The organism is Aeromonas sp. 601027 (assembly GCF_049174455.1).
Classification (GTDB): domain Bacteria; phylum Pseudomonadota; class Gammaproteobacteria; order Enterobacterales; family Aeromonadaceae; genus Aeromonas; species Aeromonas veronii_A.
This window is the reverse complement of the sequence record NZ_JAAKTN010000001.1, coordinates 555,195-569,675: the sequence shown is the minus strand read 5'-3', so window position 1 is coordinate 569,675 and position 14,481 is coordinate 555,195. Positions and strand designations below refer to the sequence as shown.

Sequence of the window (14,481 nt, the reverse complement as noted above, 5' to 3'; positions counted from 1 at the left end):
GGGGACTGTTGCTCGCACTCGCGAGTCCACTTTGCTGGGCCTTGCCCCCTCGGGCAGAGCTGCTACCCGGGGCCGAACCCAGCGATTGGCTGCTGATCATCGAAGCGGATGGTGAGCGCCAGAGCAGCGAGCTGGAGATCACCCCCCTACTGCGCCAGTTTGCAGTGGGCAGAGTGACCATGAGCCGGGTCACCACCCCGGTACAACAACTGACTCGCTGGCAGATCCCGCTGCACCAGAGCGACTCACCCGCTAATACAAAGGTGGTGATTGCCCCGCTCAAGCTCGGAAATGAGTTCACTCCCTCGCTCACCCTGCCATTGAGAGAGGTGAAAACAGCGGCGCTGCCGCAACCCGCAGCCCCCTCGCCCCTCGAGATGCAGGCCAGCCTTGATCATCAGGGCCCGCTCTATCCCGGCCAGCCGGTGATCTACCGGCTGACACTGTGGCTGCCCACCAGTATGCAAAACCCGGCGCTGAGCGAACTCAGCTCTGCTAACTTCACCATCCGTCGCCTCGGTAGCGACGAGTGGATCGCCCCCGCTCAGGCTGGTCTACCCGGCCGGCTCACCCGCAGCTGGCTCGTTCAGGCAAAAGCGCCTGGGCTCTGGCACCTCGACTCGCCCCGCTTGCAGGGGCAGCTCACGCAGCAGGGGGGCAAGCCGCAACGGCTCTCGGCCCGTGCGGCACCGCTAGAGGTGAGGGTCGACAAAGCCCCCGCCACGCCGGTGGCCACCCGGCTGACCCTGAGCCAGCGGCTTGAACCGGCCACCATGGGGGAAGTGGGTGAACCGCTGATCCGGATCCTCACCCTGACCATGGAGAATGGTGACAGCGGCCAGATACAGCTTGCCCCCCTGATGGCCCATCAACTGCCAAGCGGCATACAGGCACATCCCGATGGCGAGCAACAGCAGGAGCGTTACCGAGATGGCAAGCTGCTGTTTGAGCGACAGTGGCGCCAGACTCTGGTCGCGGATCAGAGCGGCGACTATCAGCTCCCCCCCATTGATCTGCCCTGGTTTAATACCCAAAGTGGCCGGATTGAGCAGGCCAGCCTGCCTGCCATCACGCTGACGTTTCAGGCAACGACAAATCGGCAACCTGATCAGCAGACATCGCAGATGGCACTGCGAGAGAGCCTTTGGTGGGTCGTGCTGGCCGTGGCGCTGCGTACGCTATGGCGTCACTGGCCCCGCTGGCGCGCCTTCTATCAACTGCAACGTGCCCTTGCCCGACACCAGCCGGATGCCAGTCGCAAGGCACTGATCCGATGGGCGACCTTGCGCTGGCAGGTCTCCTATTATCAATTAGGCCAGTTGCCCGACGCTGGGCATAATCGGCTCGGCAACGCGCTCGCCGCACTCGAGCGAGCCTGTTTTGCACGGCCCTCTTCTGGCCCGCCCATCGAGTGGCGCGCTCTGGCGCGTACCCTCAGGGCTGATGAAACGGCCGGTATTGCGTACCTGATTTACCTGCTGGCGCACGGGAGTTCCCGCTCACGCCGCCACGCCCCCTGACAAGGATTGCCCTATGGCACTGCTGTTTTTTAGAAAAAAACGTGCTCAGCAGCATATTGGTGGAAATGATCCGGCCACTTCGCCGGTCTCTGATCCCATGGCTGACAAACAAACCAAATTTGAAGCACTGGTTCATGCGCTGCATGGCGATCTCTACCGGTATGCCTACTGGCTGACCCGGGATCCCAACGTAGCGGAAGATCTGGTGCAAGAGACCTTCCTGCGTGCCTGGAAGGCTATCGACACCCTGCAGGATGACAAGGCGGCCAAAGGGTGGCTGATCACCATCCTCAGACGGGAGAACGCCCGCCGCTTTGAACGCAAACAGCTGGAGCTGGTGGATCTCGACGATCACCCTCAGCCCCAGCACGATGCGCTGCACAGCGAACAGGAGATGGAGAACGAGTGGTTGCACCGTCACATCGCCCGGTTACCCGAGGAGTACCAGGAGCCACTGCTGCTGCAAGTCGTGGGAGGATTCAGTGGTGAGGAGATTGCCGAGATGCTCGGCCTCAACAAGAACACCGTCATGACCCGCCTGTTTCGCGCCCGCAACCAGATCAAGGAGGCGATGGAGCAGAAGAACCAAGCAAGAGGACACGGACATGGATGAACTCGAATTTCGCCGCAACGCCATGATCCAGCCCAACGATCAACAACCGGACTTTCTCAGAACCGCTGACGCCAGCCAGGCCAATCGGAACTATCTCGACGAGATGAAGCAGTTCGACAGAACCCTCAAGCGCGCCATGCAGGTAGAGGTCCCAGCCGGACTGGCCGAGCGGATCCTGCTCAGGCAAGCCATGCAGCAAGACAGTGACGCGCCAGATGATTTGCCGCCATCCCGTCCCCTTGGCACGGCGCCAGTCAAGCTCCGGACATCGACATCCTGGCGCCAGATCGCCCTGGCTGCATCGGTCGCCTTCCTGCTGGGAATGAGCACCCGCTGGATCACGCTGCCAGAAACGGCTCCTGCGGCCCTCTCCCTCGCACAGGTGGCGATGGCTCATGTCTATGGCGAAGAACCCTTTATTGAAGGTGTCGATGAGCAGGTCAATCTGCATAACATAAATGCCAAGATGGAGAAGTATGGCGCCACCTTAAGCGGGATGGATGGGCTCAAGGTGACCTATGTCAATCACTGCTCGTTTTATCAGGGACCAGCCTTGCACATGGTGATCCAGGGAAAGATGGGGCCAGTCACTCTCTTTTTAGTGCCCAAACATGTGCCATTAACCCTGCAACAGGACACCTTTGATGATGGCACCCTCAAAGGGGAGATAGTCCAGCTCAAAGGCGCCAATATGGTACTGATTGGCGAGATGAAAGAGCCACTTGCCCCTGTTGCCAACGCCCTGCAGTCACGTCTGCAGTGGGACATTTAACATCGCTGGTTAACAACCTCAGAGCCATCCTCAATAGCAGGCGGCGGTCACGAGACGCTGCCTGTTCCCTCCCTGTTTACTCCCCTTTGTCACTCATTTTCCTCAAGATTTCGAAAAATTGACAAAATTATTTTTGTGACGGAGATCGGCAATCCAGGTCAATATTCCGCCTTTAGACCCTGAAAATGATGAATTAAACAGCAAGTTAAAACAAATGATTAACACATCGATCACTTTTATGTATTCTGCTGTCACTGGTCTGATTTCTTACCTCCTACCAGATCCATAGAATCACGCCAGAATTGATTGGGAAGAAGCTGAAATAAAAACGGATTTTGTCGAGGTTTGCATTGAACGTGCAGCCAATATCGGCAAAAAAATCTGCCTACAAGAGAGAACACCATGACGACAACTATTTTCAAGAAGAGCCTGATTGCCGCCACCATCGCGCTGGCCACCGGTCAAGTCCATGCCGCGGCATTCCAGTTGAACGAGCACTCGGCCTCCGGTCTGGGTCGCGCCTATGCCGGTGAAGCAGCTATTGCCGACAACGCCTCCGTGCTGGCCCGTAACCCGGCTGCCATGACCACCTTCGACAAGATGGCGGTTTCTGTCTCCGGCACCTACATCAAGCCGGATGTCGATGTGAATGGCAGCGTTGCTACGCCTCTGGGTACAGTTCCTGCCAGCGAATCAGGTATTGCTCCGTCAGCATTCGTTCCTGCCGCTTATTTTATTCAGCCGCTGAATGACCAGTGGGCTTGGGGTATCGGCCTCTTCTCAAATTACGGGCTATCTACCGAGTACTCCAAAACCTTCCCGGCTGGTGCCGGTGCCGGTGATACTGAACTGATGACTCTCAATATCAACCCGAACATCGCCTATCGCATCAATGAGCACTTCAGTGTGGGTGCCGGTATCAACGCCGTTTACGGTGCTGCCGAACTCAACCGCTATGCTGGTCTGCTGGGTCCGCTGAACCCACCGAGCCAGGGTGGCCCGCTGGCAACAGATACTCGCTTGGCTCACCTGAAAGGCGATACCTGGGGCTTTGGCTGGAACGTTGGCACTCTGTACGAAGTCAATGAGAACCATCGCTTTGCTCTGACCTACCGTTCACAGGTCGATATGAGCTTTGATGGTGACTTCCAGGGGCTCACTTCAGGGAACCGCACTGTTGACGGCAATCTGAAACTGGATCTCCCTGCTCAGGCCGAGTTTGCCGGTTATCACCGTTTGAATCAGCAATTCGCCGTTCACTACTCTGTCAACTGGACTGACTGGAGTGCCTTCCAGGAGCTGAAAGCAACCAGCGGCCAATGCGCTGGCGGCGTATGTCTGCAAAAGGATGAGAAGTTTAAAGACTCTACTCGTTACTCAATCGGCGGTACCTGGTATATCAACCCGGCTTGGGAAGCGCGTATTGGCTTTGCTTATGACAACAGCCCAATCGAGCCCGAATACCGCAGCCTGAGCATCCCGGATTCTGACCGTGTCTGGTATAGCGCTGGCGCGACCTACCATATCAATACTGATATGAGCATTGACTTTGGTATGGCCTATCTGGACGGTAAAGAGGTTGATGTCAACGAAGGTCTGCGTAACCACTCAGACCCTCTGCGTTGGAAAGGCTCCTCCCACGGCAATGCCTTCCTGGCCTCTGCCCAGTTCAATATGAAGTTCTGATTAGAACGCCACCGAAAAGAGCGCCGACAGGCGCTCTTTTTTTATCCGAAAAAACAGTTTCAGCGCACAGCTGTAGCACACACGTGTTTATTTTTCTTTTTCAATCAAGCTATTAGACTACATCATCCCAGCATTAAATCTTGTTTTCTCCGGATAACCACCATGAGCGTTGCCTTACTGGTCATACCATATAAAATCCTGCCTCCATCCATATGACCTATTGAAACCTCGGGTAACAGCAAGGATTTTCCCATGCATTCCATCATCAAACCGTCCGCCATCGCCCTGCTGGTGATCGCGGGTCAAACCCATGCCGCCGGGTTCCAGCTGGCTGAACAATCCGCCACGGGCCTGGGACGCGCTTTTGCCGGTGAAGCCGCCATTGCGGATAACGCCAGCGTACTCTCCCGCAATGCCGCAGCCATGACCCGTTTCGATCAGATGGCGCTGTCTGGCGGAGCTATCTATGTCAGCCCTGACGTCAATATCGAAGGCCACACACGTTTGCCGACGCAAGCCGGCATCGTCACCTCCGATGCGAGTGCACACGATATCGCGGCCTCGGCCTGGGTGCCCAACGCCTATCTCATCATCCCGCTGAATGAGCAGTGGCGCCTCGGCTTCTCGGCCACCTCTTACTATGGTCTTGGCATCAAGATGCCGGATAACTACAGTGCCGGCCACTTTGGCAATGTTTCCGATATCAAGACCATGGATTTGGGAACCTCTCTTGCCTATCGCATCAATGAGATGTGGTCAATTGGCGCAGGGATCTCTGCTATTCAGGGCGAGGGCGAAGTCGGTGGCACCTTCCCCTCTCGCAATCTGATAGCAAAACATCTGCAAGGGGATGGCTGGGCATGGGGCTGGAATGTCGGCACCTTGCTGGAGTTGTCGGAGCAAACCCGGATTGGGCTCTCATACCGCCACGATGTCAATTTGACACTCTCGGGTGATGCCATTCTTGGCCTGCCCAACGGCAAGGAGCTAAAAGACACAGGTTCTCTGGATCTTCCGCTACCCGCAACGGCAGAGCTTGCTGCATTTCACCAGCTGACCGAAAAACTGGCGATCCATGGCAGCCTGAACTGGACCAACTGGAGCAAATTTGTCCAGCTGGAAGCCGATCTGGATACACTGCCCAACATGCATATCAAGGATGAACACTGGGAAGATAGCTGGCGCTATGCGATCGGGATGACCTATCAACTGACTCCCCAGTGGCAGCTGCGCTCGGGAGTTGCTTACGATGCGAGCCCGGTACCAGCGGATCGCCGTACTATCTCCATTCCTGATGCCGACCGGATCTGGTACAGCCTGGGGATGGGTTATCAGTTCACCCCCAACCTGACCATGGATCTGGGGTTAACCCTGATCGATGGCAAGAAGGTTGATGTTACTGAAAAAATGGAGTTGCAACCGGGCAACCCGCAGAGCACCTCCACCTTCCAGGGCACCTCCGAGGGAGATGCCTGGCTGGCTGGCGCCCAAATGAGTTATCTCTTCTAAGTTCCCTCCCTGCAGAAAAACACTATGCCAATTATTGCCTTACCGAACAGGGTCAAAACTGGCATAGTGTTCTGCAACACCATAAAATCAACCCAGTACCCATACTGGAGCAAGGCATGTATTCCTACGTAGCCAGACAGCCGATCCTCGACAGAGACCTCAATACCCATGCCTATGAGCTGCTCTTTCGCGATAGCCTGAATAATGTCTTCCCGAGCATCTCCTCACAACAAGCCACCTCCCGGTTGGTGGTCGAGCAGTTTCTGCAACAGAATATCGATCAGCTGTTGGGTGGCCGCCCCTGCTTTATCAATTTTCCCCACTCACTGTTACTGGAAGGACTGGCCGAGTGCCTGCCACCCGAAAAGGTGGTGATCGAAATTCTGGAGGATGCCCCTCCGGATGATGCCCTGCTGGAAAAGGTGAAGCAGTTGCACAAACTGGGCTATCAGCTGGCACTCGATGACTTCACCATGTCGCCGGATTGGGAGCGCTTCCTCCCGTTTATCCACATCATCAAGTTTGATCTGCGTGACACGCCCCTGTTGCAGATCAGGGTGTTCATCAAGCGCCATCAGGCGCTGGGACTCACCTATCTGGCAGAAAAAGTTGAGGACAAGGCTGAGTTCGAACGAGTCAAAAAGCTGGGGATCCAGCTGTTTCAGGGCTTTTTCTTCAGCCGCCCCGAGATGGTCAAACAAGCCACTATGGAGCCCGCCCAGGTCGTGGTCATGCAGTTGCTCAATGTGGTCAACGAGACAGAACCCGATATCAACAAGATCGAGCAACTGCTCAGCCAGGATATCTCTCTGTCACTCAAGTTGCTGCGCTATGTCAATCACCTCAAAGGCCATGCCAACCCCATCTCCTCGTTTCGCCAGGCTGCGATATACTTGGGCAATACCCAGCTAAAGCGTTTTGTTTCACTGGTGGCTGCGACCAGTGCAGGCAAGGGGAAAAGTGCCGAGCTCTACCAGATGTCGATGATCCGTGCCCGTTTCTGCGAGTTGCTGGCGCATACCCATGCGCCGACCCTGCAGGCTCAGCAAGCGTTTATCACCGGTCTCTTTTCGCTACTGGATGTGCTTATGGAGCAGCCGATGGACAAGCTGCTGGGGACTATCCCCCTGATCGAGGATATCCGGCTGGCGCTGCTCGAGCGCAAAGGCACTCTCGGTTTCTATCTCGCATTTTGTGAAGACTACGAGAATGCCAACTGGCCCAAAGTCACGGCCCGAACAGCCCGCCTGGGGTTGAATGAAGATAAGGTAAGCCACCTTTATCTCGCGGCAACGACCTGGGTGAACGAGCAACTGCAAGCGATGGATACCGGCGATTAAGGGATCTCTACCGCAATAGCGGTCGCCTCTCCGCCACCGATACAAAGAGACGCAATGCCTCGTCTCCCTCTCCGCAACCTCAATGCCGAGATCAGCGTCACCAGAATACGTGCTCCACTCGCGCCAAGCGGGTGACCCAATGCGCAGGCGCCACCATGAACATTCACCTTGTGATGGGGGATCCCGCACCCGCTCATGGCCAGCATGGTGACCATGGCAAAGGCTTCGTTGACTTCGAACAGGTCAACCTCATCCACTGACCAGTCGAGACGAGCCAGCAGTCTGGATATTGCGCCAACGGGAGCGGAAGTGAACTCGGCCGGCAATGCCGCATGGCTCTGATAACCGACGATCCGCGCCAGTACAGGTACCTGCCAAGCTTGCGCAGTGGCACCATCCATCAATATCAGCGCCGCCGCGCCGTCCGAGATGGAGCTCGAATTGGCCGCCGTAATGGTGCCATCTTTACCAAATGCAGGCTTCAGGGTCGGGATCTTCTCCGGCCTCCCTTTGCCCGGTTGTTCGTCTTCGGCCAGCAACAAGCGATCACCGCGATAGACACTTGCCAGCTCGGATGCAAACGCGCCGTCTTGCTGCGCAGCGCGGGCACGCTGCAACGACGCAAGGGCAAACGCATCCATGGCACTGCGGGTCAAACTGGCATGATCAGCGCTGCGCTGGGCGTGTATTCCCATCAACTGGCCATCATAGGCATCCTGCAATCCGTCGAGGAAAAGGTGATCAAACAGCTGTTGATGGCCCATCCGAAAACCATTGCGGGCATTATCCAGCAGATAGGGGGCCCTGCTCATGCTCTCCATCCCCCCAGCCACCACAACCTTGTTATCGCCCAGACGAAGGGAATCTGCCGCCAGCATCACCGCCTTCATGCCGGAGCCACACACCTTGTTGACCGTGGTAGCAGGCACACTCTCTGGCAATCCCGCTTTTAACATCGCCTGCCTTGCCGGCGCTTGTCCCACACCTGCCGAGAGCACATTGCCCATAAACACTTCATCGATCTGCTCGGGAACAAGCCCGCCCTGTGCCAACGCAGCGGCAATGGCACAGGCCCCCAGCTCCGGGGCCGCCACCTCTGCCAGTGCCCCTTGAAACGCCCCCATTGGCGTACGTTTTGCCGCCACAATTGCAATATCCATTTGCCCGCCTCTTTTAGTTACATGGTCATAACATAGGTTTTCTATGCCATGGGAACAAGAGTTGCAGTGCAGTTTACGTTTAGGTAAGGTGCCAGCAGGATTTAGCTCGCCAAGAAGTTTATATGAACAAAAACAAGGATGAAGCTCGGAGCTACAGCATCAGTGAACTGGCTCGGGAATTTGATATTACGACGCGTAGCATCCGTTTCTATGAGGATCAAGGGTTACTCAATCCCGCCAGAGAAGGGCAGACCCGCATCTACAGCAAGCAGGATCGGGTTCGTCTCAAGTTGACCCTGCGTGGTAAGCGGCTCGGTTTCAGTCTGGCCGAGATCCGGGAGTTGTTTGATCTTTATGATGCCGACAAGAGCAGCCGCACCCAGCTGCAAACCATGCTCGGGCTGGTTACCGAGAAGCGGGAGACGCTGCAGCAGCAGATGGAAGATATCAGGATGGTGCTGCTGGAGCTGGATGCCGCGGAGCGGCGCTGTCAACAGGCATTGCAGCAACTGGGTCGTTAAAGAAGGGGGCCGTGAGATCCCCTTCTCATGCTTCAGATAACAAAAAGCCACTCCTGAGAGTGGCTTTTCTGCTACCTGACGGTTCGTGATTAAACGCGAACGAAGTCCAGGTGAACCAGCTTGTAACGTACCGGGTGACGCTGGATAGCTTTCACTTTCACGTTAACTTCTTCGCCGTTGATAACCAGAGTCAGTACGGACTCATAGAATTCCGGCTTTTCTTGGGCCAGGATGAATTTCTTGTGGTCAACAGTGATGGACTGGGCTTCTTTGCCTGCACCGTAAACGATGGCAGGAACTTGGTCAGCTTGACGCAGGCGGCGGCTCGCACCTTTCCCCAGGTCAGAACGGACTTCAGCTTGGAATACGAAAGACATAGTATGTATCTCTTTTAAAGGAATGTATGGTGCAAACTGCGACCGGTCAGCACCTCGCAAAACGAGCGCGAATACTACCATGGGCCAATAGCGGATACAAGGCTCATCCCGCGCTTTAATGCCCCTGCTCAAGACGAGCAAATTGCTGTTGCCGCTGGGCCGGACTCAACGCATCAAACTGCGCAAGCGTCTCGGCGCGAGGACAGTAGAGCCCCTCCCCGGTTTTGACCCGGATACTGTTACCGAGGCCCGCCCTGTTTTCTGCGGCCAAGGCCAGCAGATAGCTGTAAGTATCTGCCCCCACCCTGCTGGATAGCTGATTGGCGATGCGCCACAGCGTCTCACCCGCCGCGACCCGATGGCACACTGAGCGCCCCTCGCCAACCGCCGGCGCAGAGAGTGTCAGTGTGGTGCTATCAGATGACACGCTGGCCGCCAGCAGACCATCACTGCGACTCCCCCTCTCGCCAACTGCGGCACCAAGCAACGCCAGCAATGGCTCTGCTTCGTAGCGGGGGGCGACCGCCAACTGAACCGGCATGGCACGAGGAACGTTGAACTCGGCGATAAAGGGCGCTATGAGTTGCGATGGCTCAAAAGGTGAAACACTGCCATGCTGCACGGTTGCAGCGACCTGGCCGGGGGCGACCCCGTAAGCCATCTCGTCGATGCGCCGCAGTCTTGCCAGATAGGTTTTGGAGAGCTGCGCCTCCCCCTCGAACAGATCGAAAGGGGGGACCAGCCGAGCGGGAAAGAGGATCTGCCAGCGACCATGCTTCTGCTTTTGGGCCAGCGGCGGAAACTGATTGCCACGCCAGGCCACAAACATCGCTGGTGGCGTGCGCGCCAGCGGGTAATATTCCGGGTTCAACTGCACCCAGGTTTGTTCCGCAATGGGTTGATAACCGCTGATCACCACCTGCGCCACACTCAACCAGACCCCCAGCATCCTTGCCTCCCTGACTTGCGGTTTGAAGGGGCTACCTGACCGGCAACCCCTTCTTATCACGCGCTATCATGCTGTTAAAACAGTTAGATAGCAGCTTAGCACTGAGCGATGGCGTTAAGCACCCGTTTATCGGAGACCGGATAAGGGGTGCCCAGATTCTGGGCGAAGAACGACACCCGCAGCTCCTCGATCATCCAGCGGATATTGGCCACCTCGGTGGGCACCAGCTGGGATTTGGGGATCTTGGCCAGCAGCGCCTTGTACTCCGACTCCACACTGTGCACCTTGAGCATGTAGACCCGATCCCGGTTGGAATCGATGGCCAGCTTCTCCAGACGTCGCTCGATGGCCCGCAGGTAACGCAGCAAGTCAGGCAGCCGCTGCCAGCCGGTCTCGGTGACAAAGCCCTTGTGAATAAGGTTGCCGAGCTGCTGCTGGATATCTGACATGGCAAAGGCGGTGTCGAGCTGCATCTTGCCCTTGAGCCGCTTCTTGATCTCATGGGAGAGCGTCAGCACGGCTTCCACCTGCTTGGCCACCTCCACCACCGCATCGTTGAGCTCGGCGCGAACATACTCCTTGAGCGCCTCGAAACCGGCCTCGTCCCAAGCCAGCCCGCCATGCTGCTCGATCAGCTTGTCGCAGCCACAGGCAATGCAGTCGTCAATCAGCTCCGCCACCTTGCCAAACGGGTTGAAATAGAGCCCGAGCTTGGCCTTGTTGGGCAGCTTCTCCTGCAGATACTTGATGGGCGATGGCACGTTGAGCAGCACCAGCCGGCGCTGACCGGCCCACATCAGCTGCTGTTGCACCACCGGGCTCTCCACCAGCTGGATGGCTACCGAATCCTTCTCGTCTACCAACGCCGGATAGGCTTTCACCTCGAAGCCGCCCCGCTTCTGACTGTACTCTTGCGGCAGCTCGCCAAAGCTCCACAGGGTGAGACCGGATTGTTCGATGTCATCGTCCGCCACTTGCGACAGGGTCTCCTGCACCTTGCCACGCAGCGACTCTTTCAAGGCTTCCAGATCTTTCCCTTCCGCCACCTTCTTGTGCTTGTCGTCCACCACTCGGAAGGTGAGTTTCAGGTGATCGGGTACCGCAGCCCAGTCCCAGGATTCGCGAGGTACGGTGACACCGGTCATGCGGCGAAGCTGACGCTCCATCTCGTCCAGCAGCGGTCCCTGTTCGGGGTTGATGCTGGCAAGCAGCGCATCGGCATAGTTTGGCGCCGGCACGAAGTTCTTGCGCATCGGCTTGGGCATCGACTTGATGAGGGCCACCAACAGCTCATGGCGCAGCCCGGGGATCAGCCACTCGAACCCCTTCACCTCCACCTGATTCAGGAGCGGCAGCGGAATATGCAGGGTCACGCCATCCGCCGCCTCCCCCGGCTCGAACTGATAGGTCAACTTGAGCTTGAGGCGCCCCTGCTGCCAGAAGTTGGGGTAGTCGAGATCGCTGATGTGGGCCGCATCCCCCTTCATCAGCATCTCTTTCTCGAAGTTGAGCAGTTCGGGATCCCGCTTTTGCGCCTCTTTCCACCACTTGTCGAAGTGGCGGGAGGAGATCACCTCCTCCGGCAAACGAGCATCGTAGAAGCGGAACAAGTCCTCGTCATCCACCAGGATGTCGCGCCGACGGGATTTGTGCTCCAGCGCCTCCACCTCGGCCAAGAGCTTGCGGTTATCGCTGAAGAAACGGTGACGGGTCTCGAAATCTCCCTCCACCAGCGCGCGGCGGATAAACAGCTCACGACACAGCGCCGGATCGATGCGGCTGAAGTTGATGGTGCGCTCATTGACCAGAGTCAGACCATAGAGGGTCACCTTCTCCTTGGCCATCACGGCGCCATTTTTCTTCGACCAGTGGGGGTCGCTGTGGTGCAACTTGATGAGATGGCCCGCCAGCGGCTCCACCCACTCGGGCTCAATCTTGGCGTTGATACGGGCGTAGAGGCGCGAGGTTTCCACCAATTCTGCGGCCATCACCCACTTGGGCGGCTTCTTGAACAGACCCGAGGCAGGGAAGAGGTGGAAACGGCCATTGCGAGCACCGAGGAACTCGGGCTTTTCCAAATCCTTGTTGCCGATATGACTCAAAAGGCCGGTCAACAGCGCGCAATGCACCGTCTTGAAATCTGCCGGTTCATGGTTGGCTTTAAAACCAAGCTCTTTCACCGTCTGACGCAGCTGGAAATGGATATCCTGCCATTCGCGCACCCGCAGGTAGGAGAGAAACTCCTTCTGGCACATGCGGCGGAACGGATTGCTGCCAAGGGTATCCTGCTGCTCTTTCAGGTAATTCCACAGATTGACGAAGGCAAGGAAGTCGGAATCCTTGTCCTCAAAGCGTCTGTGCTGCTCGTCGGCGGCCTGCTTCTTCTCCATGGGCCGCTCGCGGGGATCCTGAATGCTGAGGGCCGCGGTGATCACCATCACCTCGCTCAGGCAGCCGGTCTGCGCCGCGCTGATCACCATCTTCGCCAAACGCGGATCAAGGGGGATGCGCGAGAGCTGGCGACCGGTCTCGGTCAGCTGTAACTTGGCTTCGCGCTCGCCGGTGGCGGGCAGCTCGCGCACCGCCTCCAGCTCTTTCAAGAGAGTCAGGCCATCCTTGATATGGCGGGACTCCGGTGGCTCGACGAAGGGGAACGCCTCCATATTGCCAAGGCCGAGCGCCAGCATCTGCAGGATGACCGATGCTAGGTTGGTGCGCAGGATCTCGGGGTCGGTAAAAGCGGGACGGCCGTTGAAATCCTCCTCGGAGTAGAGGCGGATACAGATACCGTCCGCCACCCGGCCGCAACGACCTTTACGCTGGTTGGCACTGGCCTGGGAGACCGGCTCGATGGGCAGGCGCTGCACCTTGGTGCGCCAGGAGTAGCGGCTGATGCGGGCGGTGCCCGGATCGATGACGTAACGAATGCCAGGCACCGTCAGCGAGGTCTCCGCAACGTTGGTGGCGAGCACGATGCGCCGTCCGGCATGTTGCTGGAACACCTTGTTCTGCTCGGCGTTGGAGAGGCGGGCGTAGAGCGGCAGCACCTCGGTATCCCGCAGGTTGAGCTTGCGCAGGGCATCGGCGGTATCGCGGATCTCCCGCTCGCCGTTCATGAAGATAAGGATGTCTCCTAAACCTTCTCTAGCCAGCTCTTCCACCGCATCGAAAATCCCCTGCAGCTCATCGCGCTCTTCCAGCCCTTCACTTTTATCACTGGTGAGCGGGCGGTAGCGCACCTCTACCGGATAGGTGCGGCCAGAGACCTCTATCACCGGCGCCTTGTTGAAATGGCGGGAGAAGCGTTGCGGGTCGATAGTGGCCGAGGTGATGATCACCTTGAGATCCGGGCGCTTGGGCAGCAGTTGCTTGAGATAGCCCAGGATGAAGTCGATATTGAGGCTGCGCTCGTGGGCCTCATCGATGATGATGGTGTCGTACTGGGTGAGCATCCGGTCGTTCTGGATCTCCGCCAGCAGGATACCGTCGGTCATCAGCTTGATATGGGTCTGCTCGCTAACCTGATCGGTAAAGCGCACCTTGTAACCCACGTAGTGACCGAGTTCGGACTCCATCTCCTCGGCAATACGGGCCGCCACAGTGCGGGCCGCCAGACGACGCGGCTGGGTGTGGCCGATGAAGCCCTTCACCCCGCGCCCCAGCGCCAGACAGATCTTGGGGATCTGGGTGGTTTTGCCCGAGCCGGTTTCGCCGGCGATGATCACCACTTGATGCTCTTCAATGGCTTTGGCGATCTCCACCTGCTTCTGACTGACCGGCAAGTTGTCCGGATAGGTGACCTTGGGTACGCCCGCCAAACGGGACTGGTAACGCGCCTGCGCCGCATCCAGATCGGCGGCAATGGTCTCGAGTACCGCAGCCTGTTTGCCCTCGGGCAACTTCTTGGCACCGTGCAGACGGCTGGAGAGACGGCGGACGTCGAGGTTCATGCAGGCAGAGAGACGGCGGCGCAGCGCCTCGATAGAGAGAGACAAGGTACGAATTCCTTAAAAGAGTGCCCGACAAGGGGGCCA

11 protein-coding genes are annotated in these 14,481 nt (G+C 57.6%); 7 read left to right on the top strand and 4 right to left on the bottom strand.

Translation table 11 applies throughout. From position 1 onward, the window contains the following. The first annotated feature begins 8 nt into the window (after positions 1-8). The 6 genes from G5193_RS02430 (at position 9) to G5193_RS02405 (ending at position 7,440) form a co-directional block, all read left to right on the top strand. Positions 9-1,520, top strand: a complete 1,512-nt coding sequence (locus G5193_RS02430; protein ID WP_421204870.1) for a hypothetical protein — start codon at positions 9-11, stop codon at positions 1,518-1,520. A gap of 13 nt (positions 1,521-1,533) precedes the next feature. Further along, positions 1,534-2,133, top strand: coding sequence for a sigma-70 family RNA polymerase sigma factor (locus G5193_RS02425; RefSeq protein ID WP_005333245.1), 600 nt, complete (start codon positions 1,534-1,536; stop codon positions 2,131-2,133). Then, positions 2,126-2,905 carry a DUF3379 domain-containing protein gene (locus G5193_RS02420; RefSeq protein WP_421204869.1) on the top strand — a complete coding sequence of 260 codons (780 nt, stop codon included), beginning with the start codon at positions 2,126-2,128 and terminating at the stop codon, positions 2,903-2,905. Before G5193_RS02425 ends, G5193_RS02420 begins: the two co-directional genes overlap by 8 nt. Positions 2,906-3,307: 402 nt before the next feature. Then, entirely contained in the window at positions 3,308-4,591 is a 1,284-nt protein-coding gene (locus G5193_RS02415) for an outer membrane protein transport protein (RefSeq protein WP_227342806.1), read from the top strand. A gap of 252 nt (positions 4,592-4,843) precedes the next feature. Then, complete coding sequence (locus G5193_RS02410; RefSeq protein WP_227342804.1) at positions 4,844-6,100, top strand: OmpP1/FadL family transporter; 1,257 nt, start codon at positions 4,844-4,846, stop codon at positions 6,098-6,100. Between the two features lie 116 nt (positions 6,101-6,216). After that, positions 6,217-7,440, top strand: a complete 1,224-nt coding sequence (locus tag G5193_RS02405; protein ID WP_421204868.1) for an EAL and HDOD domain-containing protein — start codon at positions 6,217-6,219, stop codon at positions 7,438-7,440. Here G5193_RS02405 and G5193_RS02400 read toward each other — a convergent pair. After that, positions 7,437-8,600, bottom strand: a complete 1,164-nt coding sequence (locus G5193_RS02400) for a thiolase family protein (RefSeq protein ID WP_421204867.1) — start codon at positions 8,598-8,600, stop codon at positions 7,437-7,439. The two genes, G5193_RS02405 and G5193_RS02400, sit on opposite strands and share 4 nt — an antisense overlap. Positions 8,601-8,722: 122 nt before the next feature. On the opposite strand from G5193_RS02400, the gene G5193_RS02395 reads away from it, so the two are divergent. Next, complete coding sequence (locus G5193_RS02395; protein ID WP_216953528.1) at positions 8,723-9,121, top strand: MerR family transcriptional regulator; 399 nt, start codon at positions 8,723-8,725, stop codon at positions 9,119-9,121. 89 nt (positions 9,122-9,210) lie between these two features. On the opposite strand, the gene rplY is transcribed toward G5193_RS02395, so the two are convergent. From rplY to hrpA, 3 genes are all read right to left on the bottom strand, one after another. Beyond that, a complete protein-coding gene (rplY, locus tag G5193_RS02390) occupies positions 9,211-9,498 on the bottom strand; it encodes a 50S ribosomal protein L25 (protein ID WP_005345280.1) in 288 nt (95 codons plus the stop codon). A 115-nt stretch (positions 9,499-9,613) separates the two neighbouring features. Then, positions 9,614-10,447: a hypothetical protein gene (locus G5193_RS02385; RefSeq protein WP_421204866.1), complete on the bottom strand. Its 834-nt coding sequence runs from the start codon at positions 10,445-10,447 to the stop codon at positions 9,614-9,616. 95 nt (positions 10,448-10,542) lie between these two features. Beyond that, positions 10,543-14,442 (bottom strand): ATP-dependent RNA helicase HrpA, encoded by a 3,900-nt coding sequence (hrpA, locus tag G5193_RS02380; RefSeq protein ID WP_421204865.1) that lies wholly within the window; start codon positions 14,440-14,442, stop codon positions 10,543-10,545. Positions 14,443-14,481: the final 39 nt, after the last annotated feature.

Bases quoted from the DNA above. Each gene is read 5' to 3' on its own strand.
- G5193_RS02425 (WP_005333245.1), top strand. From the start codon at position 1,534: ATGGCACTGCTGTTTTTTAGAAAAAAACGTGCTCAGCAGCATATTGGT.
- G5193_RS02420 (WP_421204869.1), top strand. From the start codon at position 2,126: ATGGATGAACTCGAATTTCGCCGCAACGCCATGATCCAGCCCAACGAT.
- G5193_RS02415 (WP_227342806.1), top strand. From the start codon at position 3,308: ATGACGACAACTATTTTCAAGAAGAGCCTGATTGCCGCCACCATCGCG.
- G5193_RS02410 (WP_227342804.1), top strand. From the start codon at position 4,844: ATGCATTCCATCATCAAACCGTCCGCCATCGCCCTGCTGGTGATCGCG.
- G5193_RS02405 (WP_421204868.1), top strand. From the start codon at position 6,217: ATGTATTCCTACGTAGCCAGACAGCCGATCCTCGACAGAGACCTCAAT.
- G5193_RS02400 (WP_421204867.1), bottom strand. From the start codon at position 8,600: ATGGATATTGCAATTGTGGCGGCAAAACGTACGCCAATGGGGGCGTTT.
- G5193_RS02395 (WP_216953528.1), top strand. From the start codon at position 8,723: ATGAACAAAAACAAGGATGAAGCTCGGAGCTACAGCATCAGTGAACTG.
- rplY (WP_005345280.1), bottom strand. From the start codon at position 9,498: ATGTCTTTCGTATTCCAAGCTGAAGTCCGTTCTGACCTGGGGAAAGGT.
- G5193_RS02385 (WP_421204866.1), bottom strand. From the start codon at position 10,447: ATGCTGGGGGTCTGGTTGAGTGTGGCGCAGGTGGTGATCAGCGGTTAT.